Source organism: Candidatus Accumulibacter contiguus, from assembly GCF_012940005.1.
Classification (GTDB): domain Bacteria; phylum Pseudomonadota; class Gammaproteobacteria; order Burkholderiales; family Rhodocyclaceae; genus Accumulibacter; species Accumulibacter contiguus.
Window position 1 is genome coordinate 37,089 of sequence record NZ_SPMX01000025.1, and the last position, 24,590, is coordinate 61,678.

Consider the following 24,590-nt stretch of genomic DNA (forward strand, 5'->3'; position numbering starts at 1 on the left):
TCGCAAATCCCCCCAGGACCATTGATGCCGCTGCCTCCATCCTCTGCCCAACGCACCCGCATGCATGTCCGCAACATTCAACTCGATGGTTACAAGCGGGATGATGCTCGCTGGGATATCGAGGCGCGACTGATCGACACCAAGGACCACGACTATCCGCTCTCGTCGGGTTTGCGGCAGCGTGGCGAAGCGGTGCACGACATGTGGGTGCGGGTGACCATCGACCATCAGATGAATGTTCTCGACGCCGTGGCCTGCACCGATGCCATGCCTTACATGGGCTACTGTGATCGGATCACCCCGGATTACGCGCAACTGGTCGGTCTCAATCTCTTTCATGGTTTTCGCACGGCAGTCAAGAATCTGTTCCGTGGCACGCGCGGTTGCTCGCATCTCAGCGAGCTGTTGATGTTCCTGCCGACCGCAGCGCTGCAGACTTTTGCCAGTGACGTACTCGATAACGACGATAGCGCGCACAAGCCCTATCAACTCGACCGTTGCCACGCACTGGAATCGCATTCGGACGCAGTACGGCGCTATTACCCGCGCTGGTACCGTGGCCAGAAGCCCGGGTAGGACGTCCTGCCTGTGGTTCGTTACGTTTCGCAACCTTAACTCAAGCAAGGAAAGCGCATGAAAATTCACGAATATCAGGGCAAGGAACTCCTGAAGAAATTCGGCGTCGTGGTTCCGCGCGGGGTGTTCTGTCCGTCCGTCGATGATGCGGTCAAGGCAGCCGAAACCCTGGGGGGCAAGGTCTGGGTGGTGAAGGCCCAGATCCATGCGGGTGGTCGTGGCAAGGGCGGTGGCGTCAAGGTGGCCAAGTCGCTGGACGAGGTTCGCCAGTATGCCAGCCAGATCCTGGGCATGCAGCTCGTCACGCACCAGACCGGTCCGGAAGGCCAGAAAGTGCGCAGGCTGCTGATCGAAGAAGGCGCAGATATCCGTAAGGAGTATTACGTCGCTGCGCTGACCGACCGTGCGTCGCAGAAGGTGGCGATGATGGCATCCTCGGAAGGGGGCATGGATATCGAGGAAGTGGCCCACAAGACGCCCGAAAAAATCCTCAAGGTCTTCATTGACCCGGCGGACGGGCTGACCGACGCGCAGGCGACCGAACTGGCCACCGGCATTGGCGTTCCGGCCGAGTCCGTTGGCAAGGCGGTGGCGACGCTCAAGGGCCTCTACCAGTGCTACATGGAAACCGACGCCTCGCTGGCCGAAATCAACCCGCTGATCCTCGAAGGTAACGGCGACATAAAGGCCCTTGACGCCAAGTTCAACTTCGACTCCAACGCCCTCTATCGACAAGCCGAGATCGTCGCTTACCGCGACCTGGACGAAGAGGATCCCGACGAAGTCGAAGCATCCAAGTTCGACCTCTCGTATATCTCGCTCGACGGCAATATCGGCTGCCTGGTCAATGGCGCTGGCCTCGCCATGGCGACCATGGATACCATCAAGCTGTTCGGCGCCGAGCCGGCCAACTTCCTCGACGTCGGCGGCGGTGCAACCACCGAGAAAGTGACCGAAGCCTTCCAGATCATGCTCCGAAATCCCAAGGTCAAGGGAATTCTGGTGAACATCTTCGGCGGCATCATGCGCTGCGACACGATCGCCACCGGCGTCGTGGCAGCAGCCAGGGAAACGCATCTCTCGGTGCCGCTGGTGGTCCGCATGAAGGGGACCAACGAGGACATCGGCAAGAAGATCCTCAGCGATTCGGGTCTGCCGATCATCACTGCGGATTCAATGGCTGATGCCGCCACCAAGATCGTTGCTGCGGTCAGTTAAGGAGCCACCATGTCGATTCTGATTAACAAAGATACCAAGATCATCACCCAGGGCATTACCGGCAAGACCGGGCAGTTCCATACCGAGAAGTGCCAGGAATACGCCAACGGCAAGAACTGCTTCGTCGCCGGCGTGAACCCCAAGAAAGCCGGCGAGAGTATTTTCGGCATTCCGATCTATGGCTCGGTCAAGGAAGCTGCTGCCCAGACCGGCGCGACCGTCTCGGTAATCTACGTGCCGCCGCCAGGCGCTGCCGCAGCGATCTGGGAAGCGGTCGAAGCGGACCTCGATCTGGTCGTCTGTATTACCGAAGGTATCCCGGTGCGCGACATGCTGATCGTGCGCAACAAGATGCTCAAAAAGGAAGCCGCCGGCGGCAAGAAGACGCTGCTGCTCGGGCCGAACTGCCCCGGACTGATCACTCCGGATGAAGTCAAGATCGGCATCATGCCTGGTCACATTCATCGCAAGGGGCGCATCGGCGTGGTTTCACGCTCAGGCACGCTGACCTACGAAGCGGTTGGGCAGTTGACCGAAATCGGTCTCGGCCAGTCGTCCGCGGTGGGTACCGGTGGTGACCCGATCAATGGCCTCAAGCACATCGACATCATGCGCCTGTTCAACGACGATCCGGATACCGACGCGGTGATCATGATCGGTGAAATCGGCGGTCCTGATGAAGCCGACGCCGCCGTATGGTGTAAGGCGAACATGAAGAAACCGATCGTCGGCTTCATTGCCGGCGTGACCGCTCCGGCGGGCAAGCGCATGGGCCACGCAGGTGCGCTGATTTCGGGCGGTGCGGATACCGCTGATGCCAAACTCGCGATCATGGAAGAGTGTGGCTTCAAGGTGACGCGTGATCCATCGGTAATGGGCAAACTGATCCAGTCGCTGATTTAGGGCGCCTGTGCTTGCCTGAAGTTCCGGCAAAAAGGGCAGACTCCGGTCTGCCTTTTTTTGTTTGTACTGGGACTGTGATATTTGTCGGTAAAATCGCCACTGCAAGCTGTAAGCTGCTTGCGGCGGAGAGCCCGCACTGATCGTTTGATCCGAGGTTCCGGATTGGAGGCAACGATGCCACTGTTTCTGAGTGAAGAAGATGTTGAAAAACTGCTGACCATGCCGCTGGCGCTTGCGGCAGTCGAGGCTGCACACCTGGATCTCGCGTCGATGCAGGCCTGCGATGTGCCCCGGCAGCGAACGCGTCTGCCACAGACGACGCTGCATATCCTGCAAGGGGCATTGCCGCAGCTCGACGCCATCGGGTACAAGGCCTACACCAGCAACCGCTCAGGTGTGCGCTTCCTGGTCCACCTGTATCGTGCGTCAGACGGCAGCCTGCGGGCTGTACTGGAAGCCGATCGTCTGGGCATGATGCGTACTGGCGCGGCATCCGGCGTCGCGACGCGCTGGCTGGCCAGACCCGATGCCCGTGTGGCGGGCGTGTTTGGTGCCGGCTGGCAGGCGGAAGGGCAGATCGAGGCGATCGCGGCGGTGCGTCCGCTGCAACGGGTGAAGGTCTATGCACGCCATGCCGGACGCCTGGCGGCCTTTTGTACCAAGATGTCCGAACGTCTTGCGCTCGAGGTGATCGCGGCGGCTTCACCGGAAGAGGTGGTGCGTGGCAGTGATATCGTGAGCACGGTGACCACTTCGGCGACACCGTTGTTCAATGGCGAATGGCTTGCGCCGGGAACGCACATCAATGCTGCCGGATCGAATTCACTGATCCGCCGGGAGCTTGGCGAGGACGTCCTCAAACGTTGCTCGCCGATCGTCGTCGATAGCCTTGCAACGGCGCTGTGTGAGGCGGGTGATCTACTGCCACTGCTGGAAAAAGGGCGCCTGCAGGCTCGTCAGCTCATCGAACTCGGCGACGTCATTTGCGGTCGGCAGACAGGGCGTTCGACGCCTGAAGAAATTACCCTGTTCGAGTCGCAGGGCATGGCTGTCCAGGATCTGGCGCTTGCCGTACGCCTTGAGGCGCTGGCACGTGAGCGCGGTCTCGGTGTCGAATTGCCTTATGGCGGGTAGTATGGACCCCTGTCGCCATGCTTGAGGATGGCCTGCAGATTGCCTCCGGGCTTGCTGATCAGTGATGGGAGAGGATGTGACAAACACTCTTTTGGGGGCGCTGGAAATCGCCTTCCGTACCGACCCCGGATTGGTCAGGGGGACAAATGAAGATTCAGTGTTTGCCGATGCCGATCAAGGGTTGGTGATCCTGGCCGATGGGATGGGGGGGGTACAATGCCGGAGAAGTCGCCAGCAGCATGGCGACGAAGCTCCTGTCGGCCAGGCTGGCAGCGGCTTTCAAGGCGACTGCCGCGTACCAGACTGACAGCCGCAGCGGACAGATGTTTGCACATCGTTGCCTCAAGGAACAGATCGAGGCGGTGAACTTTGCGATCTATCAGGCGTCGGAAAGTCAGTCGAAGTTCGGCGGGATGGGCACCACGCTTGTCGCTGCCGTATTTTGCGATGATCAGGTGGTCGTCGCACATATTGGCGACTCGCGACTGTATCGTCTGCGGGGCGAAGAATTCATGGCCATGACCCATGACCACTCCGTCCTGCAGGAGCAAATTGATAGTGGCCTGATTTCGGCTGCAGACGCACGTTATTCGTTGCAACGGAACCTGGTGACGCGTGCTGTCGGCGTCGATTCAGAGGTCGAAGCCGAGATCCATGTTCACCCGGTGCGGCCAGGGGATGTGTACCTGTTATGTTCCGATGGTCTCTACGACCTGGTCGAAGATGTGGAAATTCATTATGCCCTGGAGATGTTCTCCGTCAATCTTGATCTTTCTGCCGCGCAACTGATCCAGATGGCCAACGACAATGGTGGGAGCGACAATATCTCGGTGGTTGTGATCAAGGTTTTGCATGCGTTTCCGGCCGCCAAAAGGGGTTGGTCCAGACTCTGGTCATGGCGCAATTAAGGACGATGAAGGCGATGGCAAAGCTCATACTCAGCATGGATGGTCTGGTTCTGAAGGAAATCCCGCTGCTCAAGGAGCGGGTGAGCATCGGCCGCAAGGCACATAATGACATTCAGATCGACAATATGGCGATCAGCGGTGAACATGCGGCGGTGGTGACCATTCTCAACGATTCTTTTCTTGAGGATCTCAACAGCACCAACGGAACGTTGGTCAACGGTCAGCCGGTCAAGAAGCATTTCCTGAAGGATAACGATGTCATCGAGCTTGGCAAGTACAAGATGAAGTACATCGTCGATCCGCTCGCACCGAACGAGGTTTCACCCTATGACCAGACCACACAGCCGCCGCGGTCGGCACCTGTGCAAAATGTTTCGAGGGTCGCTGATGCGACGACTTCTGCCAGTGCATCGCAGCCTGCTCCGTCGGCACCCGCCGCCGCCTCGGCGGTCATTCAGTTGCTCAGTGGTTCGAATGCCGGCCATCAATTGCAACTGACCAAGACTTTGACGACTCTCGGCAAACCTGGTCAGGTGGCGGTGATTGCCAGACGACCGAACGGCTACTTCCTGACCCACGTCGAGGGGGCATTCCCGATGTTGAACGGCCGTGCTGTTGACGCCCAGGCTCGTCATCTGAAGGACCATGACCTGATCGAGATTGCCGGGGTGAAGATGGAATTCTTCCTCAAGCAGTGATGGGCAATCGTGTTCTCTTCGGGCCAAGCAGCACGGCTTTCTTTCCTACCATAACGGGCAGATTCGGTAAGCAGATGAATCCGGTGACTCCACCATGAGAGTCAGGGTTCTCGGCTGTAGCGGAGGCATTGGCGGACATCTTCGGCGCACCACGGCGATGCTCGTCGACAATGATCTGCTCATCGATGCAGGGACGGGCGTCGCTGATTTGTCGCTTGCTGAACTGGCGCTCATCGACCATGTTTTCCTGACTCACTCGCACCTCGATCACATCGCCTCGCTGCCGCTGCTGATCGATTCGGTCAGCGACTTGCGCGACAAGCCGCTAACGGTCTACGCGACGGCTGCGACACTCGACATCATCGGCAGGCATATCTTCAACTGGGCAATCTGGCCAGATTTCAGCGTGATCCCGAGCCGCGAGAAAGCCATTATGCGCTTCCAGTCCATCTGCCTCGGGCAGTCGGTGCGGCTTGGTGAGAGAACGATTACGGCGCTTCCTGCAGAGCACACGGTTCCCGCAGTGGGCTATCAGCTCGACTCGGGGCTGGGCAGCCTGGTCTTTACCGGCGATACGACCGCCAATGATGCCTTCTGGCCGGTGGTCAATCGTATTGCCAACCTGCGCTATTTGCTGATTGAAACGGCTTTTCCGAACCGCGATCAGATGCTTGCCGAAATCTCCAAGCACCTCTGTCCGAAGATGCTGGCGAATGAACTGAAGAAGCTGTCAATCCCTGCAGAAATCTATATCAGTCATTTGAAACCCAGTCAGATCGAGCTGACAATGGCTGAAATCCAGGCCTGCGCCGGTGACTTCAAACCGAGGATGTTGCAGAACAATCAGGTTTTCGAGTTCTGATGAAATCACGAAAAAGTATGCACCTATACATCAGCGTTTGATGGCAAACATCCACACTTGGACTGGATGCTCCGATGCGAAGGGCCGCGAACTCGTTCATTGTGTAGTAAAACTGTCGGGAATTTTTACACTGCACACAATAGATGCGGGCTTGTGGACTTCAAGTCATTGGTTTTATGTGAAAAATTTTTTTTGGCACACTATGTGCTTGCTTTTTCACCGTCCGACCATTGCTGCATTGGTGCCGGCGAAACCAGGGGTATCACGTTCACGTAATTCTCATCCCGATTGGGGGGAACCCGTCGAAATTGCGGTACACGTACACGGAGGTTACAGATGACTAAAACAGGAATATTGCTGGCCGGGATGGCGCTTTCAATGGCGCCTCTCGCCGAAGCGGTGGTCATTCGCTCGGCAGTGACCACCGGTGGCGCCGCAGATCCCACCTTCAACGCGCTCATCAGCTCATTCCGGAGCGATCTGGGCGGTGTGCTCAATCCCCCCGGAGCCTGTGCGCCAGGGCCCTGTACGACAGGCAGACGGGAGATCAACTGGGATGCGGTACCAGCGGGGGCTAGTTCGCCGAATGCGTTTCCGGGTAATTTCTTCAATGGTACGACCGGTGTCCAGCCAGCTGGCCGGATTCGCGGGGCTACATTCTCCACGCCAGGGACCGGCTTTCGTGTGAGCGCCACCGAGTTCTCCGACGAAGCGAGCTTCGGCCCTGCCGAGTTCGATGCATTCAGCCCGGCGAGGATGTTCGCCAGCATGGGGAGCAATATCACCGATGTGACCTTCTCCGTACCGGGAAGTCCGGGGCTGGCAGCGACGGTGCGCGGCATGGGCGTCGTCTTCTCCGACGTGGATTACACGGGAAGCGCGTCGCTGGAGTTCTTTGACACCAGCGACGTGTCGCTCGGGCTATTCCCGGTGGAAGGTGTCTTCCCGACTGCAGACGGGCGCAACAGCCAGGGCTCATTCTCGTTCCTGGGCGTCTCGTTCGACGCAGGCGAGAGAGTCGCGCGTGTGCGCATAGTCTCGGGTGCGCACGGCATTGACGGCAACTATGTTGGCCTCGATGATGCGGTGGTCATGGATGACTTCATCTATGCAGAGCCGCAGGCGGTGCCTGAGCCACTGACGAGCGCCCTGGTCGGTGCAGGTATTGCAGGGCTGATCGCTTTGCGGCGGCGCCGCTCGGCGTAGGGCGGTTCGATACCCTGACGGCCATGACTGTTACCAGGGCCGTTGTATGTGGAAATCAATCCTCGCCATCGCCGTTGGATCTGCGCTCGGCGCATTATTGCGCTGGCAACTCGGGATCAAGCTCAATGCTCTTTTTCCGACCATTCCACCCGGAACGCTGGCTGCGAATCTGATCGGTGCCTACGTGATCGGCCTGGCGATCGCCTTCTTCGCCTCGTTCTCGGCGCTTTCCCCGGAATGGCGCTTGTTGGTGATTACCGGTTTCTGCGGCGGGTTGACCACATTTTCGACTTTTTCCGCCGAACTGGCGACGCTGTTGCAGCAGGGGCGTGTGTTGTGGGCCCTCGGTATTGTCGCGGCGCACGTCGTGGGCTCAGTGCTGATGACTTTTGCCGGCATTGCCACCATCGTCTGGGCGAGGAATTCGGCCTAACGGTCATGACTTCTCCAGGCACCCCCGATCATGAAAGTCATGACCGTTTTCCTCCCTTGCAGGGCGCATTCCGGTTTGCACGCCGGAATCGCTTGATGGGCACGGGGCAGGCTCCGCGAATTCCCCATCTCGCCCCCGACCCCTCTTCTGCTTGCGGGCGAGGGCAGGATTCGTGAGTCGCTGATGCGACTTTCACATGAATGCTGCCAGTCCGCAGTGGAAATGGCGTGACGAAGAGGATTCAAGGAGAAGGAGACAAGGATGGAAGGCTCATTTCTGAGATTCTATGTCAGCGAAAGGGAGGAACTTCACGGCGTTCGGCTCTGGGAGTGGCTGCTCGAGCGAGGCAATCAACTCGGAATCCGGGGCGGTTCGGCGTTTCGGTCGATTGGCGGTTTCGGACGACGCCATGCCCTGCATGAAGATCATTTCTTCGAATTGGCGGGAAGCGGCGGTATCGAGGTCGAGTTCGTGGTCACCGAGGAAGAAGGGCAACGTCTGCTCGATCTGATTCGCCAGGAAAAATTCCGTATCTTTTACACACGCATCCCGGCCCACTTCGCCATCATCAATCCGGACGCCAAAGACCCGCCTGGGATGACGACTGACGATTGACGCGGCGGCCCTGAACATGTTCGGAAGCTTGCGCGAATTGCCACGAACCGTCTGGCTGCTCGGCCTGGTGAGTTTTTTCAACGATTCCACCAGCGAACTGATCTACCCGCTGCTGCCGATCTACCTCGCCTCGGCACTGATGGCCGGCCCGAAGGCGCTGGGCATCATCGAGGGAATTGCTGAAGCAACGGGTAGTCTGCTCAAACTCTTTTCCGGAGTGCTCTCGGATCGTCGACGTTCGGCCAAGCCCTGGGTGGTCGGCGGCTATGCGTTGGCTGCGATCGCGCGCCCGCTGCTGGCCTTCGCCACTTCCTGGCCGATGCTCCTGTTGCTGCGCTTTGCCGACCGGGTCGGCAAAGGCCTGCGAACTTCGCCGCGCGATGCGCTGCTGGCGCTGACGGTGGATCCGGCCAGGCGCGGACTGGCTTTCGGTTTTCATCGTAGCCTGGACAACGCCGGGGCCGTCGTCGGGCCACTGCTGGCAGCCTGGCTGCTCGCCGAACGAGTGCCATTGGCGAACATCCTTGCGTGTTCTATTTGTTGCTGGGGGTGAATCCGCAGCCGCTGCTACTGTGGCCACTGTTCGCATTCTACGGCCTGTTCCTGGCGGCGACCGAAGGGGCAGAGAAAGCCCTGGTCGCCGACCTGGTCGGCAAGGAAATGCTGGGCACCGCTTACGGCTGGTTCAACCTGACTGTGGGTCTTCTGCTGCTGCCTGCCTCGGTAATCTTCGGCTGGTTGTGGCAATCCGTTTGTCCGCTCGTGGCTTTTGCCTTCTCTGCGGCCTGTGCTTCGTTGGCGGCGCTTCTGCTGCACCTGTGGGCACTGCGGAGTTGATGAGGATACGCATTTTCAGCGAAGCGTGACCTGATGGTCCTGCAAGGCCGCACGCTGTTGCCGGTAAACGGCATGAAAAATGTTCCAGTCGCCATCATTCCAGCCGTCGGTATGGCGCAGCAACTGATCGAGATCATGCTTGCTCACGCGCTCACGGCGGATGCCCTTGCGCAGCTTTTCCAGATCGATGAAACGCACGTCACTTTCCTGATAGGTGTTGCCCATCGCCGGTGTGCGCCGGACGAATACATGCTTGCCGTACAGGCAACTGTGTTGCAGGCGATGATGATGGAGGCGAGCGCAGGCAAGGGCAGTGGCCGTGATCAGGGATTGGCGCTGCGACTGCTCGTCATATGCAGCCACGGCATTCCACTCATCGAGGCTGATGAAGCTGTCGAGCGCGCGCGTCACCAGAATCGCGCGCCAGCGGCCGGGCTCCAGCCGGTCGCCGTAATAGAGCGCCTCGACCGCGCCGACTTGGTGCGCGCTGAGGCGCAGGATGTTCCGGTACTCGCGGTAGAAAGTCGGGATGCCGCGCCAGGGGTGACGCAACGTTCGGCACAGGTGGTTTTCCTGTCGTTTCAGGAAAATGGCGCTGCCATCATCGAGCACATGCCGGCTGACACCACTCCAGCCGCCACGGCGTTCATTCGGCGCTTCATGCCAGTCCGTGCTGAGTGACCACAAAGCTTCGAAGTCAGCGAGCTGGCTGGCGCCCAGTTGCTCGCGCGCCAACTGGTCCGGAAATAGATCACGAGCTTTCACCGGGCACGATTTTACCGAGAATGCCGTGCCATGCGCAGGCTAGACGGCTTTCTTGCGCAGAACATAGGTGCGCCACATGAACAGGCGCGGCAGGAAATCAAGGTGGCCGACGATCTCGAAGCCGGCATCACGGCACTCACGTTCGAACTGGGCACGCTGCACGATGAAACGGTTGTCGCTCTTCTCGCCATTTTGCTGGCGCTTCTGTTCGAGTCTGCGGCGGCGCCAGGCCTTGTAGTTGCCGTCGACCCACAGCGACAGCACCACCGTATCGCGGGTCACACGACGGAATTCCTGCAGCATCGCAAGGCGGTTGGCCGATTCGCCAATGTGGTGCATGAGGCGAATCGAGAAGATGCAGTCGACACTGTCATCGGGCAGTGTGATCTCGAAGGCGGAACACTGCAGCAGGCGAAAACGCCGCACTACGGCCGGGTCGCGCACTTTTCTGGCGACTTCGAGCATGGCTTCGCTGTAATCGGCAGCCAGCAGCTCGCGTTGCGGGTTTTCGGCCAGCATCGACCAGAAGCGTCCCGTGCCACAGGGCAGGTCAAGCACCGACGCCGGGTTGCCGGCCAGGGCCAGGGCGCGGGCGGCCATGCGGTGCTCCATGCGGTCAGAGAGCTTTTTCTCGTTGTGCTTCTGAAAGTACTCCTGCGAATGGGTGTCGGTATACTTGTCCGAAAAGGACAGGTGAATGGCCGGTTTCTGCTGGTCGCTCATGTCTTCGCTTGGAGTGGGCGCCGTGGTGCGGCTGGTGTGCGGTGGGGTATCAAGCATACCATAGAGCTGGCCGTCGGCACCGCCGACTCCTCGCGCTGACGCCTTCAGAGGGCTGCGGTCAGGTGAGAATCAGGTTGTCGCGATGGATGATCTCGGGCTCGTCGATGTAGCCGAGAATGTCTTCGATCTCCTGGCTGGCACGGCGCGCGATACGCCGGCCATCGCTGCTGCCGTAGTTGACCAGGCCGCGTGCCACCTCTTGGCCTTCGCTGGAGACACAGGCAACCGCTGCACCACGTTCAAAATCGCCCTGGACCGTAAGCACGCCAATCGGCAGGAGACTTTTCCCGTCCCGGAGCGCATCGATGGCGCCGCAGTCGAGAACCAGTTTGCCATTGAGCTGCAGATGGTCCGCGAGCCATTGCTTGCGTGCCGTGAGCGGCTGGGTTTCCGAGACCAGCAACGTTCCGAGCGGCTCTCCACGTGCCAGTCGAACAATCACGTCAGTCTCTCGCCCGCTGGCGATGACGGTGTGCGCGCCACTGCGTGCTGCGCGTTTGGCGGCGATCACCTTGGTGATCATACCGCCCTTGCCGAGTTCGCTGCCGACGCCGCCGGCCATCGCTTCCAGGGCGGGAGTTCCGGCAAGTCCTTCCCTGATCAGCGTGGCGCTTGCGTCCTTGCGGGGATCGGCGGTGAACAGGCCTTGCTGATCCGTGAGGATGATCAGGCAATCGGCTTCAACGAGGTTGGCCACCAGCGCGCCGAGCGTGTCGTTATCACCGAACTTGATTTCGTCGGTAACGACAGTGTCGTTCTCGTTGATGATGGGCACGACGCCGAACTGCAGGAGGGTGCTCAGCGTTGAACGGGCATTGAGGTAGCGCTTGCGGTCGGCGAGGTCGTCATGGGTGAGCAGGATCTGCGCGGTATGCAGGTCGTAGCGGGCAAAGGCGCGTTCATACACCTGTGCCAGTCCCATCTGGCCGACAGCCGCCGCCGCCTGCAGTTCATGCACGGCGCGCGGGCGTCTGTTCCAGCCCAGACGTTGCAGGCCGCAGGCAATCGCTCCGGAAGAGACGAGAATGACCTGCCTGCCGGTTTGGCATAGCTCGGCGATCTGCCTGGCCCACTCGTCGATGGCAGCCAGATCGAGGCCTTCTCCGTTGTTGGTGACCAGCGCCGAGCCGACCTTGATGACCATTCGGCGGGCAGAGGCGGTACGGGTGGTGGCCATTTCAGGAGGTTTGCCGGTCTTCGAAGAGATCGTCCGGAAACTGCGCGGCGGCAGCTGTCGGGACGGCTGCGGGGGAAACGCGTGGCAATCGGTCCAGCGCCTCCTGGAGTTTTTGCGTCAGCAGGCGACAACCGTCGCCGCTGATGGCGCTGATGCGGAAGCTCGGGGTGGCGGTCATGTCGGCCTGTAAGGCCTGCAGAAATTCGGCAATACGCTGCTCGCGCTCGTCCTCCGGAATCAGGTCAAGCTTGTTGAGAACCAGCCAGCGCGGCTTGCTGGCAAGCTCCGGGTCGTATTTTTCCAGTTCACGAACAATGGTCATTGCATCTCGGACGGGGTCAGCCTCCGGGTCGAGCGGCGCCAGATCGACAATGTGCAGCAGCAAGCGCGTGCGCATCAGGTGTTTGAGAAAGCGGATGCCCAGGCCGGCGCCGGCAGCGGCGCCGTCGATCAAGCCGGGAATGTCGGCGATCACGAAGCTCTTGTCCTGGTCCACGCGTACCACGCCAAGATGCGGTTCGATGGTCGTGAACGGGTAATCTGCCACCTTTGGACGGGCTGCCGAAACGGCCCGCAGGAAGGTGCTTTTGCCGGCGTTGGGCAGGCCCAGCAGGCCGACATCGGCCAGCAGGCGCAGCTCGAGCCGCAGGTCACGCTGTTCGCCGGGCTCGCCGCGCGTGCATTCGCGCGGTGTGCGATTGACGCTCGACTTGAAGTGGATGTTGCCGAGGCCGCCACGGCCACCTTTGGCCAGCAGCACTTTCTTGCCGTCCTCGTCGAGGTCGGCAAGTATTTCGTTGGTATTGACATCGGCGATGAGCGTGCCGACCGGCACCCGCAAGGTCAGGTCCTGGCCGCGTTTGCCGTAGCAGTCGCTGGAACCGCCGTTCTCGCCGCGCTTGGCACGAAACCTGCGGGCATAGCGGTACTCGATCAGGGTATTGACGTTGCGGTCGGCAAGCACGTGCACATTGCCGCCGTGTCCGCCATCGCCGCCATCCGGGCCACCTTCGGGTTCGTATTTCTCGCGCCGGAACGAGGCAATGCCGTTGCCTCCGTCGCCGGCACCAACCAGAATTTTCGCCTCGTCGATGAATTTCATGCGCGCTCCCTATCGCGAGATTGCAAAGCAAAAAGCCCTACCGGCAAGGATAGGGCTTCGTGCAGGGCTGCCTGGCCTTGACCGCTAGCGCTCTTCAGACGGTCACCGGGATGATGCTGACCGTGCGCCGGTTCAGCGCTCCCTTGATCGCGAACTGCACGTGGCCGTCTATCAGCGCGAAGAGGGTGTGATCCTTGCCAATGCCCATGTTTTCTCCAGGGTGGTAGGCAGTGCCACGCTGGCGAACGATGATGTTGCCGGCGCGTACCAGTTGACCGCCGTAGCGCTTGACGCCCAGACGTTTTGCTTCCGAGTCGCGGCCGTTACGTACGCTGCCGCCTGCTTTCTTGTGTGCCATGAGTCAGATTCCTCTCAAGTCAGGCCGAAGCTTCGGGCGCAGAGCCATTGGCAATGGCGTCAACGCGAATTTCGGTGTAATTCTGGCGATGCCCCTGATGCTTCATCGAATGCTTGCGACGGCGCATCTTGAAAATCCGGATCTTGTCGTGACGACCATGCGAAAGCACAGTGACCCTGACCGTGGCGCCGCTGACGGTCGGCGTGCCGACCTGCACGGTTTCGCCTTCGCCAACCATGAGAACCTGATCAAGGGTGAGTTCTGCGCCAACTTCTGCCGGTATCTGTTCTATTTTCAATTTTTTCGCCGCTGACAACTCGATACTGCTTGCCACCGGTTTTTTATGACCGCGTACATGTTGGACTCCAAATAACGAAGCGAAGAACCGCATATTTTACGTGTTGTTCACTTTATCGTCAAAGGGTTTGGCGGTGTAAGATGAACTGCCATGAAAGAACTCTCTCTCACCTACCAGTATGAACGCCGGCGCTCCTCTTCCCTGAAGTGGTCGAACTGGTATTTATCGATCCTCAAGCTGGCGGTGGGTCTGCTGCTGGTACTGTTGATCGCACTGCTGTGGCTGCTGCACCGCAATGAAATCGATGAGCAGCGCTCGACGTTGATTGCCGATGTGCTCTGGCTTGAGCAAAGCATGCGTTTTCACCTCGAGGGCAATTCCGAACAGCTGCAGCAACTCGCACTCGACCTGGCACGGGCAAGAAATCAAGGGGAAATCTTCGCTCTGCGGGCTCGCCACATCCTCAAGAACAACCCCGAACTTCGGCAGTTGCTGTGGCTCGACGCAGCCGCCAGAGCCATTCACGGGATGCCGACGCAAGGCCTGCCGCGGGCGAGGCAGGAAGCGCCTGGCGAAGACCCCCTCAAACGATCGATCGAACTGGCCCGCCTAGGCAAACCGATCTACAGCGATGCCTACCGGACGGCCGAGGCCAGCCAGTTCGAGGTGTATGTGCCGATCTTTGATGATGGCCACTACCACGGTACCCTGCTCGGTGTCTATTCGCTCAATGGCATGCTCAAGCAGCAGGTTCCCTGGTGGTTCGCCGAGAAATACCAGGTGCGCATCGTCGACGGCAACGGCAGTCTGCTGGCCAGCAAGTCAAAGATCGACGCCTCGTCGACAACGCTCAGCTACCCGGTCAGCCTTGATCCACCCGGCTATGGCATGGTGCTCCAGGTGACGGCCTATCGTGGTGCAGACAACCTGGCGCAAACCCTGATTGCGACGCTGATCATCATTCTCGCCGCAGCGGTTTTCTGGAGCCTGTGGGCGGTACGCGGGCTGATCCAGAGGCGCCTGTTCGCCGAACAGGCGCTGCGCTCGGAATACGCTTTCCGCAAGGCGATGGAAGATTCTCTGGTGATCGGCATGCGCGCGCGCGACCTCGACGGCCGGGTGACCTACGCCAATCCCGCTTTCCTGCAGATGGTCGGCTTCAGCGCCGAAGAACTGATCGGCAGGGAGCCGCCGATGCCCTATTGGGCGCCGGAGGAAATGGAGCGGACCCTGCTGCTCAACAACCGCGTACTGCAAGGCAAGGCGCCGCACGAGGGCTTCGAGATTCGTCTGATGCACAAGGACGGCAGCCGTTTCGACGCCCTCATCTACGAAGCTCCGCTGATCGACGCGGATGGCCGGCAGACGGGCTGGATGGGATCGATCATCGACGTTACCGAGCGCAAGCACGCCGAGGAGCTTGCCCGCCAGCAACAGGAAAAGCTGCAGGTCACCGCACGCCTGGTGACCATGGGTGAGATGGCGTCGACGCTGGCGCACGAGCTGAACCAGCCCCTGGCGGCGATCACCAGCTACAATGCGGGCTGTCTGAACAAGCTCGAGTCCGGCAATTTCACTACCGCACAGCTCAAGGAGGCGCTCGGAAAACTGGCTGTGCAGGCGCAGCGGGCAGGCCACATCATCCGCCGCGTGCACGACTTCGTGCGCAAGAGCGAACCCAAGCTCGCCGCCTGCGATCTCGCCGAAGCAATTGATGACAGCATCGGCTTCATCGAGGGGGCAGCCAAGAGCCGCGGCGTGCGTATCGTCCGCGAGATCCAGGGCATGCGCCCGGAATTGCTGGCCGATCAGGTGATGATCGAGCAGGTTCTGCTCAACCTGATGCGCAACGGTATCGAGGCAATGGCTGAAACCCCGGCCCATCGACGGCGCCTGACGATCAAGCTTGGCCAGCTGGAAAATCATATGGAAATCCGGGTTATCGATCGTGGCCCCGGCATCCCGCCGGAGATGGAAGAAAAACTGTTTACTCCCCTGTTCTCGACCAAGGCGGACGGCATGGGCATGGGACTGAACATCTGTCGTTCGATCATCGAGTTTCACCACGGCCGCCTCTGGGTCGAGAGCAATCCCGAGGGCGGCTCGATTTTTGTGATGACGCTTCCGATTGGCCGGCAATGAGCTCGCACGCCTATCTCGTCGACGACGACGAAGCCATCCGTGACTCCCTCGGTTGGCTGCTCGAGTCACGCGGCGTCGCCTGCCTGAGCTATCCATCGGCCGAAGACTTCCTGGAGATTTGGCAGCCTTCGCTTGCCGGTTGCCTGCTGCTCGACATCCGTATGGAGGGGATGAGCGGTCCGGAACTGTTTGACCTGTTGAACGAGCGCGGCAACCGCCTGCCGGTGATCTTCCTGACCGGTCACGGAGATGTGCCGATGGCCGTCTCGGCGCTCAAGAAAGGCGCTTTCGATTTTGTCGAAAAGCCCTGCAACGACAACGAACTGGTCAATCGCGTCATCGAAGCCCTGCAGCTCGACAAGAACCAGCGCGCCGCGGCATCGGGTGCCGATTCGGTCAACACCCTCTGCAGCCGCCTGACGACACGCGAGCGACAGGTCATGGAAAGGATTCTCGCCGGCAAGCTCAACAAGGTGATTGCCGACGAACTGCAGATCAGCATGCGTACCGTTGAAGTACACCGTGCCAATCTCTTCGAAAAAATGGGCGTCAGGACTGCTGTCGAACTGGCACAACTCCTGGCCGGAAAGCGTTGACCAGGCTGCGCGGGCACCCTGCGCTCAGCGCTGCGAGAACAGATGACCGGCGGGCGGCGGCACTGCCCTCTGCCAGGCGAGCAGCAGTCCAGGCTCACCCGGAGGACAGGCAAAGGCCGCATCGGCGCCGATCCCGGCCACCCAGACCAGGCGCTCACCACACCACAGCAGCGGCAGGCGGAGCCGTTCCCAGGGTGGCACGGCGGCCTCCTGCAGCAGTTTCTTGAGGGTTCTCAAGGGTCGCTGCGGGTCCGGTTGCAGACGTTCACCGCCTTGCCGGGAAGTCAGCCGGAGCGGCGCGCCGGCCAGCCTGTGGCGGTTGATGCCGGCGCCAGTGGTCGGCGTAAATGTGACGCGGTCAGCACCCCACGGCAGTTCCTCTTCACCACACCAGGGCACGTCGCCTGCGGGAACGGCTGGACACTGGCGAAGGACATGCAATTCTCCCCGGTAGGCATGGATTTCTCCATCGGCTGAGCGGATGCAGGTTTCCGAAGCCGTATCGACCGTAGACAACTGGCGTAATGCCTCGTCGAGCCAGCGTGCATCGGGGCCGCGAAAGCCCGCCGACAGCAACTCGAAGCGCAACAGGTTGCGCGCTCTTGGCGTGCTCAGCGAATTGAAATAGGCAAGATCAATGCGCCCTGATGGCATTGCTGCGGCCGCCCGATCGGCCTGCGCCAGTTCTTCGAGCAGCAGTGCGGCTTCGGCGAAATGGTGCCCGGCACGTGCCAGCGCATTGGCAGCACCGGGAAACTGCCCCTCGATGCGCGGCATCAGCTCGTGCCGCAAGTAGTTCCGGCGGTAGCGCAAATCGCTGTTGCTCTCGTCTTCCACCCAGGTCAGCGAGTGCTCTTGTGCGTAAAGCGCGATCACCGCAGACGGCACCTCGAGCAACGGACGAATCAGACGCGGACCGTCGCGCTGATGCCGTTCCGCAGGCATCCCGGCAGCTCCGCTGACGCCGGCACCGCGCAACATCCGGAACAGTACCGTCTCGACCTGATCGTCGCGATGATGTGCCAGCGCCAGCCAGTCTGCAGAACAGTTCGCAAACACCGCATGGCGCAGGCGCCGTGCCGCGGCTTCCAGCCCCTCGACGCCAGCGCGCGGCACCTCGATGCGAACGATTTCGAGAGGAACGCCGCAACGCGCGCAGAAGTCGGTACAGAATCCAGCCCAGGCGTCGGCGTTGGTACTCAGACCATGATGGACATGCACTGCCGACAGCTCGAAAGCCGGGTTCGACGAGCGCAGCTCAGCAAGCGCGTGCAGCAGGACCAGCGAGTCGCGACCACCGGAAAGAGCGACACACAGGCGGGCAGCGGGCACCACGCGCACTGCGAGGAATGCCGAGAGCGTCTGCTGGATCTGCCGGACTGCTGCCGACGCGGAATACTCAGCGCAGTGCCGGCGCTTTGACCCGACCATAGGCCATCAGGCGGTCCAGGCGTGCCTTGAGCAGATCGGCAGCGGGTAGTGCAGCCAGTTTCTGCAGCGCTTCCTGCAGCGCCTGCTTGAGGTTCTGCGCCATCGCCTGATGATCCCGATGGGCGCCACCGGTCGGTTCATTGACGATGCGGTCGATCAAACCCAGTGATTGCAGGCGGGGCGCGGTGATGCCCATGATTTCGGCAGCTTCGCTCGCTTTTTCGGCACTCTTCCAGAGAATCGAGGCACAGCCTTCGGGGGAAATCACCGCATAGGTCGAGTACTGCAGCATCTGCACCAGGTCGCCGACGCCGATCGCCAGCGCCCCTCCCGATCCCCCCTCACCAATGATGGTAACGATGATCGGCACCTGCAATTCCGCCATCACATAGAGATTGCGCCCAATCGCCTCGGACTGGCCACGCTCTTCGGCGTCGATGCCGGGATAAGCGCCCGGGGTGTCGATGAAGGTCAGCACCGGAATGCCGAACTTCTCGGCCAAGTGCATCAGGCGCATCGCCTTCCGGTAACCCTCCGGGCGCGGCATGCCGAAATTGCGGAAGATCTTCTCCCTGGTGTCGCGCCCCTTCTGGTGGCCGATCACCATCACCGGATCGCCGTTCAGGCGCGCCAGGCCACCGACAATCGCGTGATCGTCGGCAAAAGCCCGGTCGCCGTGCAGTTCCTCGAAGTCGGTGAAAATCAGACGCAGGTAATCGAGCGTGGAAGGTCGTTGTGGATGTCGTGCCACCTGGCAGATCTGCCAGGCCGAGAGCCTTGCATAGATCTCACGGGTTAGGGTCTGGCCTTTCTGCTCGAGACGCGTGATGGCGTCGGAAATATCGACGGCAGAAACATCCTGCGCAGAACGCAGCATTTCAATCTTGCCTTCGATCTCGGCGACCGGTTGTTCAAAGTCGAGAAAACTGGTTTTCATCAAGGGCAGTCTGCAAGCGTACGGATCTGAAAGCGCCCTATTCTAACCTGAAAGGCCTGCCGCTCGCCTGCCCAGCGCGCCAGCTCGGTTCAGTATTCAACGGGGACCGGATCGAGGCTGCGCCAGAGATACCAGGTCGCCACCGAACGCCACGGCCGCCAGCGCTCGCCATGCTCGGCAAGCAGACGCCGCCCCGGACGCTCTCCGGCATAATAGTGAATGGCCACGGCTTTCTGCAGGCCGAGGTCGTCGAGGGGGAAAACATCGGGACGCAACTGATTGAAGATCAGGAACATCTCGGCAGTCCACACACCGATGCCGCGCACCGCGGTCAACTCGGCAGTGATCTCGGCGTCACTCATCGTCGACCAGCGATTGGTGTGAATCTGCCCGCTGACGAAATGCCGAGCCAGATCCACCACATACTCGACTTTACGCACCGACAGCCCGCAGCCACGCAGCGTCTCGGCTTCCATCGCGAGCAGCGCGACCGGAGTCACCGCCGGCAGGGCTGCCAGGAAGCGCGCCCAGACACTGTCGGCGGCTTTCACGGAAATCTGTTGTCCGATGATCGACCGCAGCAGGGTCACGAAGGGGTCGCCACGCGAAACCAGCGTCTTACCGGCAAAACGCTTCACGAGAGCGGACAGCACCGGGTCAAGCTGCGCGAGATCGGCAGAAGCCTGCTGCCAGTAGCTGGGAGTCATGACCGTTTCCCCTCTCCCCAAGCCTCCTCCCGCGGGTAGAGAGGGGAGCCCATCGACAAGGCTCAGGGTAAATTCGTGAGTCGCTGATGCGACTTCCACATTAAACGTGGAGTGCCGCTGAGCGGGTCTGGGTCAGGCTCTTTTCCGGTCTTTTTCGCGGGCTCTTTCTTTGGCCTTGCGACGGTTCGCATCGACCTCGGGCGGGCGATAGACGAGAACCGGGACGCTGGAGTGGGTCAGTACCCGGTAGGTTTCACTGCCGAGCAGTAGCGAGGACAGACCACCGCGGCCATGTTTGGACATGAAGATGAGATCGCAGTTGTGGTCCTCGGCGGCGTTCACGATCGCCTCCCACGGGCTCTCACTCACCACCGCGAGCGCCGTGCACGCGACCCCGGCATCCTTGCACAGTTTCTTGATGAAACCGAGGTACTCCTTGGCTTTCCCTTCGCAACCCGAAACCATCTGCGCGAGCACGGCAGGCTCCACCATATTGCCATAACTCTCCGATTCCTGCTCGGTCGGCTTTGCGTACAGGGCGGTGATGGTGGCATTGGCTGCCTTGGCAAAGTCAACCGCGCGTTGTGCGGTATCTCGGGATAGTTGGCTGCCATCGGTCGGCAGCAAGATATGCTGAAACATCCTCGTTCTCCCTCGGGTTAGCGCCATTCAGTAGCCATCGACGCGCGTGATGATAGCCCAATTCCACCCAACAACTACAAATCCGTCTGAAAAAAGTAGTCCGCAGCGAATGCGCCGAGCCGGCACTTCGCGAGGAATATGGCGGAGTCCGGCCTACAGGCTGCCTGCTGCATGTGGGCTGGCCCTACTACCCTATTCCTGCATGGCCATGAGCTCCTTGTCGGCGTAGCGCAGGCGCAAGGCCAAGACCTTGGCAAGCTCCTCGACCAGGGTGCACGCCAGGCGTTTGTGCTCTTCCCGGAGTACTTCGAACTGCTCGCGCTGCAGCACGAAGAGTTCGGTGTCTTCGAGCGCCGTCGCATCGTTGAGGCGGGTCATCTGCGACAGAAATGCCATGCCGCCGAAGAAGTCGCCGCGCCCGTAGGTCAGCGAGTGGTGGCCGCCCTCTTCGACCGGGCTCGGCAGAGTGATGCGGACCGCGCCCTTGCGAATCAGGTAGAGCTCGTTGCCGGGATCGCCAAAAGAGTAGACCTTCTCGTCCTTGACCAGCGAGCGTCGTTGCAAGGCCGCTTCCAGGTCGATCAGTGTCTCCTCCTTGTGATCCTTGAAAAGTTCGAGATCCTTCAGTTCCAGTGCCGTGATCTCGGCCGTCGGTGCCATACCCTGGCCCTGGTCCAGGATCTGGTCTTCAACCCACTCGACGGCATCATCGAGTTGACCGAAGACCTTGACATGGTCGGTCATGCTGGTCAGTTCCATCTGGTCGAAGAACTCGGCAATATTCCGGCCATTTGGCAGGGTATGCGAGAGGCTGCTGAAGATCAGGAAAGCATCGCGTTCGATCAGCGAATCGCGGATCTGGCTCAGCAGATGCACTGCCGTGACATCGACCGACTGCACGCGGCGCATATCGAGAACGATGTACTTGCGTTTGCCGAGTTCCGGTTCCAGTGCCGTGTACAACTGATCCTTGGTCCCGAAAAAGAGGCCGCCCTGCAGCTCGAGAATGACCGACTGGTAACCCTCCTTCTCGAGGATGGCCATGTCCTTGCGCAGGCGGACACGCTTCGAAAAACGGCTGCCACCGTCCATTTTGCGACGGATCACCGTGCTGCTCAGTTGTTCGCGAATGAACAGGAACATCGCCAGCGCGACACCGACGCCGGAGGCTGCGATCAGGCTGTAACCGACCGCCACGGCGACCACCACCACGATGACGATGAAATCCATCAGGGTCCACGGCGACTCGAGCAGATGCAGGCTGTGCCGGTCGATCATGCGGATGCCGACGACGATCAGGATGCCGGCCAGCGCGCCGACCGGAATCCAGGCGATGAATGCTCCCAGAGCCAGAAAAGCGATCAGCGACAGCACGCCTTCGACGACCCCGGAGACGCGGGTCTGGCCACCACTCGCCAGATTGACCAGCGTCGCCCCCATCTGGCCGGCGCCTGGCATGCCACCGGCACATGCGGAAGCGACATTGCCGAGGCCCTGCGCGATCAGCTCGCGGTTGGAATCGTGGCGACTGCGGGTCAGGGCATCGAGAACGACGGCGGTCTTCAGCGTGTCGATCGACAGCAGAACGGCGAGCGTGAAGGCCGTTCCGAGCAGACTGCCGATCTGGCTCAGCTTCAGTTCGCCGATTTCCTGCCAGCGACCGGTGATCGCCTCGAACATGCTGGACGCCGTTCCCCCAAGCGGACCGATGATCAGCTTGTTATCGGCAATGACCCACAGCGACTCATCGACCGTGGCGAGTCCGAAATAGCTCAGCACCCCGGCCAGCAGGCCGAGAATGGCCGCCGGCACAACGCGCGTGAGCATCGGTGCGGTGATCATCACGCCGGCCGTGACGGCACCGATGAGCGCGCTCTGCCACTGCCACAGTTCCGGTGAGATCAGTGCCCGCCACCACGCCGTACCGCCGGGAACACCCAGGAATTTCGGGATCTGACTGCCGATGATGATCAGGCCGACACCGGTCAGATAGCCGCTGACCACCGGAAACGGAATGTATTTGATCAGGCTGCCGATCCCCATGAAACCCAGGAGGATCTGCACCAGCCCGGACACCAGGCCAAGGGCCGTCAACATCAGCACGATCGACGGCGCGGCTACCCCGTGCTGCACGAGTTCAATCGCAAAGGCCGAGAGAACCGCTGCGGCCGGCGCGCAGGGAGCGGTAATCAGACGATTGGTACCGCCCAGCGCCGGGGCCACGAGTCCGAGAGCGGTGGCACCGAGAATCCCGGCCAGAGCGCCCAGGCCGGCATACGACGGCCCGATGGCCGCATAGATGGTCACGCCAAAAGCGATCGCCGACGGCAGGGCGACCAGCATTGCCGCAAGACCGCCCCAGAAATCGCCGACCAGCTTGTCGTTCTTGAACTTGATTGCCAGTTCCATCTCAGGCTCCCTTCAATCCCTCATGAAAAATGCCGCTGCAGACCAGACGGCCCGCTTGAGCCCAAGCGACGCAAAGCAATGCGGCCCAGGCTACCCAGCCTGGGCCGCGTGCGATGTTAACACGATTGGTTCTTTTTTAGCGGAAGGTGAAAAGACCGGCTGCTGGTCGCCGGGCAAGCAGTGAACGCAAAACGGTCTTGCCCGAACACTATCGGGCAAGACCGGCTGCGCCATTGGAAGCGGATGCAGAAGACTCAGTGCGAATCCCTGCCGGCGGCAGTGGGCAGGCCAGCCATGCGGCGGGCCCGGAGTTCTCTGTCGATTCCTTCGGCCTGGTCAGCCACGCGGTCGATCTCTTCCACGAGTTGCGCCAGCGGCAGTTTCACTTCGAGGTCGATGCTGTCGTCGGCAAAGATTTTCTTGAGAATCTGCATCGAGAGACGGTCTGCCTGGTTTTCATACCAACTGACGCCATGCTCTGCCTCGCCCGAAAACGGCTGTTCCCACCACAGCAGCGATGGGCGATAGCTCTCGACCAGCGCGTCGACCGCGGCGCAGACCTCGTCACTCAGTTCCTGCAAGTCCGGAACCAGGTACGCAGGAACGCAGCGGCGAGGGCTCGAAAAACCCGATTCGATGGCAAAACCGGTGATCTGCCGTTTCATGTCCTTGAGCAGCCGGCTCACACCGGTCAGCGGGTCGATCATTTCGGCAACCAGATCCCCCAATGCCGACTGCGGACGCACGCCGGTCTCGAGTCTCTGTTGCATGTCGTCGAGCGTGCGCAGGTGCTCCGAGATTTTTCCGGCTTGCCGCCAGCATGACCCTTCAGACCCACCTTGCAGATAAGCGTCTACCGCTTCCCTGAAGATCGCCGTAGCATCAGCTATGGCATCCAGATAGCTGTCGAGATCGCTTTCGATCGACCGCGAAATGGCGGACCTTGGTGCCGCTTGCACTTGAGTTTCCACAATGATTTCTCCTGCTGGAAGTAAAAAACTGGAGACTGACCCGCCTGGGGCAAGCTGCCTCTGGCTGCCAGTGCTTCTTGAAATACTGGAAATGGCTTGCATGTCAGCTGGCCACGAACTGTTGGGGGAAGAGGGCAAAGCCGCGGCTTCCGGCAGACAGTTGCCGGGACCAACTTTTGAGAATGACACCGGCACCAGAAAGTTCATGAGCGATTTTGTTCAGATTTTCATGCAGACCGTACGGCCAGCACGCGTGCGCTGGAGACATCCCCTGCGACGGTGCGAGGAATCGCTCCTCAGTAGCCGGTACTCCCCGCACGAGGGTTTTCCCGCTAGCCAGCGCACTCTGGCTGACGATGGCGGCGTCGGCATCGTACTCGGCTGCTGGTGAGCCATTTGCCAGCCGGGCATAGCCATTCTGCAGGCTCTCGATCGCTTTCTGGATCACCGCCAACATCTGGAAAGCGGCGGCATCCGGGGCCGACCACCCCGGATGGCAGTCGCGAGCGGCCCGGATCAGAAGCACTGCGGCCCGATCCAGAGCGTCCATCGTCGAGTGCATCTCGCCCATCCCGGCTTGCGGGAGCGAATCAACCACTGCCTGATTTCGCCGCTGCAGTTCTTCACGACGCTGCTCCATTTCGAGCAGGCGCAGCGAATGTGCCGACTCTTTCCCCTGCAGCACCTCGGCAAGCACCCTTGCCAGATTCACCACCATCCTGGCCTGTTGGTCGATCATGACGAAGAAATCCGGCGCTTCGGCAGCACTCACGAGCGGACGGACTCTACGCACAACTTGTGAAACGGCGATGGGGGTCATGGCGTTCACCTGTGTTCTGCGGCAATGGCGGCTGGAGAAATGGTCATCAGTGGAATGTTGAA

The 24,590-nt window shown here is 60.6% G+C and carries 25 protein-coding genes and 2 pseudogenes; 13 read left to right on the forward strand and 14 right to left on the reverse strand.

The window, feature by feature from the left end; all coding sequences use genetic code 11:
- Window positions 1–24 precede the first annotated feature (24 nt).
- The 4 genes from E4Q08_RS10330 to E4Q08_RS10345 all read left to right on the forward strand — a co-directional run bounded on the left by E4Q08_RS10330 (window position 25) and on the right by E4Q08_RS10345 (window position 3,831).
- A complete protein-coding gene (locus E4Q08_RS10330) occupies window positions 25–576 on the forward strand; it encodes a DUF2889 domain-containing protein (RefSeq protein WP_169070326.1) in 552 nt (183 codons plus the stop codon).
- Between the two features lie 57 nt (window positions 577–633).
- The gene (gene sucC / locus E4Q08_RS10335; RefSeq protein ID WP_169070327.1) at window positions 634–1,794 is read left to right on the forward strand and encodes an ADP-forming succinate--CoA ligase subunit beta; all 1,161 of its coding nucleotides are present in this window, start codon (window positions 634–636) and stop codon (window positions 1,792–1,794) included.
- Between the two features lie 9 nt (window positions 1,795–1,803).
- Window positions 1,804–2,697, forward strand: coding sequence for a succinate--CoA ligase subunit alpha (gene sucD / locus E4Q08_RS10340; RefSeq protein WP_169070328.1), 894 nt, complete (start codon window positions 1,804–1,806; stop codon window positions 2,695–2,697).
- 174 nt (window positions 2,698–2,871) lie between these two features.
- Window positions 2,872–3,831, forward strand: coding sequence for an ornithine cyclodeaminase family protein (locus E4Q08_RS10345; protein WP_034915263.1), 960 nt, complete (start codon window positions 2,872–2,874; stop codon window positions 3,829–3,831).
- A 154-nt stretch (window positions 3,832–3,985) separates the two neighbouring features.
- On the opposite strand, the gene E4Q08_RS25730 is transcribed toward E4Q08_RS10345, so the two are convergent.
- Window positions 3,986–4,114 carry a hypothetical protein gene (locus E4Q08_RS25730; protein WP_308240107.1) on the reverse strand — a complete coding sequence of 43 codons (129 nt, stop codon included), beginning with the start codon at window positions 4,112–4,114 and terminating at the stop codon, window positions 3,986–3,988.
- Between E4Q08_RS25730 and E4Q08_RS10350 the strand changes: the two genes are divergently transcribed.
- From E4Q08_RS10350 to E4Q08_RS10380, 7 genes and pseudogenes are all read left to right on the forward strand, one after another.
- Window positions 4,071–4,739, forward strand: a complete 669-nt coding sequence (locus E4Q08_RS10350; RefSeq protein ID WP_308240101.1) for a PP2C family protein-serine/threonine phosphatase — start codon at window positions 4,071–4,073, stop codon at window positions 4,737–4,739. The genes E4Q08_RS25730 and E4Q08_RS10350 overlap by 44 nt on opposite strands.
- 14 nt (window positions 4,740–4,753) lie before the next feature.
- Window positions 4,754–5,437 carry an FHA domain-containing protein gene (locus tag E4Q08_RS10355; RefSeq protein ID WP_034915265.1) on the forward strand — a complete coding sequence of 228 codons (684 nt, stop codon included), beginning with the start codon at window positions 4,754–4,756 and terminating at the stop codon, window positions 5,435–5,437.
- Between the two features lie 94 nt (window positions 5,438–5,531).
- Complete coding sequence (locus E4Q08_RS10360; RefSeq protein ID WP_169070329.1) at window positions 5,532–6,299, forward strand: 3',5'-cyclic-nucleotide phosphodiesterase; 768 nt, start codon at window positions 5,532–5,534, stop codon at window positions 6,297–6,299.
- Between the two features lie 336 nt (window positions 6,300–6,635).
- Entirely contained in the window at window positions 6,636–7,505 is an 870-nt protein-coding gene (locus E4Q08_RS10365; protein WP_169070330.1) for a PEP-CTERM sorting domain-containing protein, read from the forward strand.
- A gap of 46 nt (window positions 7,506–7,551) precedes the next feature.
- Window positions 7,552–7,938, forward strand: coding sequence for a fluoride efflux transporter CrcB (gene crcB, locus E4Q08_RS10370; RefSeq protein WP_169070331.1), 387 nt, complete (start codon window positions 7,552–7,554; stop codon window positions 7,936–7,938).
- A 261-nt stretch (window positions 7,939–8,199) separates the two neighbouring features.
- Window positions 8,200–8,553 carry a DUF190 domain-containing protein gene (locus E4Q08_RS10375; RefSeq protein ID WP_034919762.1) on the forward strand — a complete coding sequence of 118 codons (354 nt, stop codon included), beginning with the start codon at window positions 8,200–8,202 and terminating at the stop codon, window positions 8,551–8,553.
- Window positions 8,554–8,569: 16 nt separating this feature from the next.
- Window positions 8,570–9,390, forward strand: a pseudogene (locus tag E4Q08_RS10380) (MFS transporter).
- Between the two features lie 15 nt (window positions 9,391–9,405).
- Here the strand turns inward: E4Q08_RS10380 and E4Q08_RS10385 are convergent.
- The 6 genes and pseudogenes from E4Q08_RS10385 to rplU form a co-directional block, all read right to left on the reverse strand.
- Complete coding sequence (locus E4Q08_RS10385; RefSeq protein WP_169070332.1) at window positions 9,406–10,155, reverse strand: lipopolysaccharide kinase InaA family protein; 750 nt, start codon at window positions 10,153–10,155, stop codon at window positions 9,406–9,408.
- Between the two features lie 39 nt (window positions 10,156–10,194).
- Window positions 10,195–10,878 (reverse strand): class I SAM-dependent methyltransferase, encoded by a 684-nt coding sequence (locus E4Q08_RS10390; RefSeq protein ID WP_169070374.1) that lies wholly within the window; start codon window positions 10,876–10,878, stop codon window positions 10,195–10,197.
- Window positions 10,879–10,996: 118 nt separating this feature from the next.
- Window positions 10,997–12,115: a glutamate 5-kinase gene (gene proB, locus E4Q08_RS10395; RefSeq protein ID WP_169070333.1), complete on the reverse strand. Its 1,119-nt coding sequence runs from the start codon at window positions 12,113–12,115 to the stop codon at window positions 10,997–10,999.
- Window position 12,116: 1 nt separating this feature from the next.
- Complete coding sequence (gene cgtA / locus E4Q08_RS10400; RefSeq protein WP_034909231.1) at window positions 12,117–13,217, reverse strand: Obg family GTPase CgtA; 1,101 nt, start codon at window positions 13,215–13,217, stop codon at window positions 12,117–12,119.
- Window positions 13,218–13,311: 94 nt separating this feature from the next.
- Window positions 13,312–13,575, reverse strand: coding sequence for a 50S ribosomal protein L27 (gene rpmA / locus E4Q08_RS10405; protein WP_169070334.1), 264 nt, complete (start codon window positions 13,573–13,575; stop codon window positions 13,312–13,314).
- Window positions 13,576–13,594: 19 nt separating this feature from the next.
- Window positions 13,595–13,932, reverse strand: a pseudogene (gene rplU, locus E4Q08_RS10410) (50S ribosomal protein L21).
- Between the two features lie 91 nt (window positions 13,933–14,023).
- On the opposite strand from rplU, the gene E4Q08_RS10415 reads away from it, so the two are divergent.
- Both E4Q08_RS10415 and E4Q08_RS10420 read left to right on the forward strand, forming a co-directional pair.
- Window positions 14,024–16,015 (forward strand): sensor histidine kinase, encoded by a 1,992-nt coding sequence (locus E4Q08_RS10415; protein ID WP_169070335.1) that lies wholly within the window; start codon window positions 14,024–14,026, stop codon window positions 16,013–16,015.
- Entirely contained in the window at window positions 16,012–16,611 is a 600-nt protein-coding gene (locus E4Q08_RS10420; RefSeq protein ID WP_169070336.1) for a response regulator transcription factor, read from the forward strand. Before E4Q08_RS10415 ends, E4Q08_RS10420 begins: the two co-directional genes overlap by 4 nt.
- Window positions 16,612–16,635: 24 nt before the next feature.
- Here the strand turns inward: E4Q08_RS10420 and tilS are convergent, their stop codons facing one another.
- The 7 genes from tilS to E4Q08_RS10455 form a co-directional block, all read right to left on the reverse strand.
- Window positions 16,636–18,042 (reverse strand): tRNA lysidine(34) synthetase TilS, encoded by a 1,407-nt coding sequence (gene tilS / locus E4Q08_RS10425; protein WP_169070337.1) that lies wholly within the window; start codon window positions 18,040–18,042, stop codon window positions 16,636–16,638.
- On the reverse strand, window positions 18,011–18,979 hold the full coding sequence (locus E4Q08_RS10430) for an acetyl-CoA carboxylase carboxyltransferase subunit alpha (protein WP_169070338.1): 969 nt from the start codon (window positions 18,977–18,979) through the stop codon (window positions 18,011–18,013). The genes tilS and E4Q08_RS10430 overlap by 32 nt, the downstream gene beginning before the upstream one ends.
- 89 nt (window positions 18,980–19,068) lie before the next feature.
- A complete protein-coding gene (locus tag E4Q08_RS10435; protein WP_169070339.1) occupies window positions 19,069–19,686 on the reverse strand; it encodes a DNA-3-methyladenine glycosylase family protein in 618 nt (205 codons plus the stop codon).
- Between the two features lie 132 nt (window positions 19,687–19,818).
- Window positions 19,819–20,328: a universal stress protein gene (locus tag E4Q08_RS10440; protein WP_169070340.1), complete on the reverse strand. Its 510-nt coding sequence runs from the start codon at window positions 20,326–20,328 to the stop codon at window positions 19,819–19,821.
- A 192-nt stretch (window positions 20,329–20,520) separates the two neighbouring features.
- Window positions 20,521–22,737 (reverse strand): SulP family inorganic anion transporter, encoded by a 2,217-nt coding sequence (locus E4Q08_RS10445; RefSeq protein ID WP_211203379.1) that lies wholly within the window; start codon window positions 22,735–22,737, stop codon window positions 20,521–20,523.
- A gap of 254 nt (window positions 22,738–22,991) precedes the next feature.
- Entirely contained in the window at window positions 22,992–23,708 is a 717-nt protein-coding gene (locus E4Q08_RS10450; protein ID WP_308240102.1) for a hypothetical protein, read from the reverse strand.
- A gap of 103 nt (window positions 23,709–23,811) precedes the next feature.
- Window positions 23,812–24,528 carry a hypothetical protein gene (locus E4Q08_RS10455; RefSeq protein WP_169070341.1) on the reverse strand — a complete coding sequence of 239 codons (717 nt, stop codon included), beginning with the start codon at window positions 24,526–24,528 and terminating at the stop codon, window positions 23,812–23,814.
- Window positions 24,529–24,590: the final 62 nt, after the last annotated feature.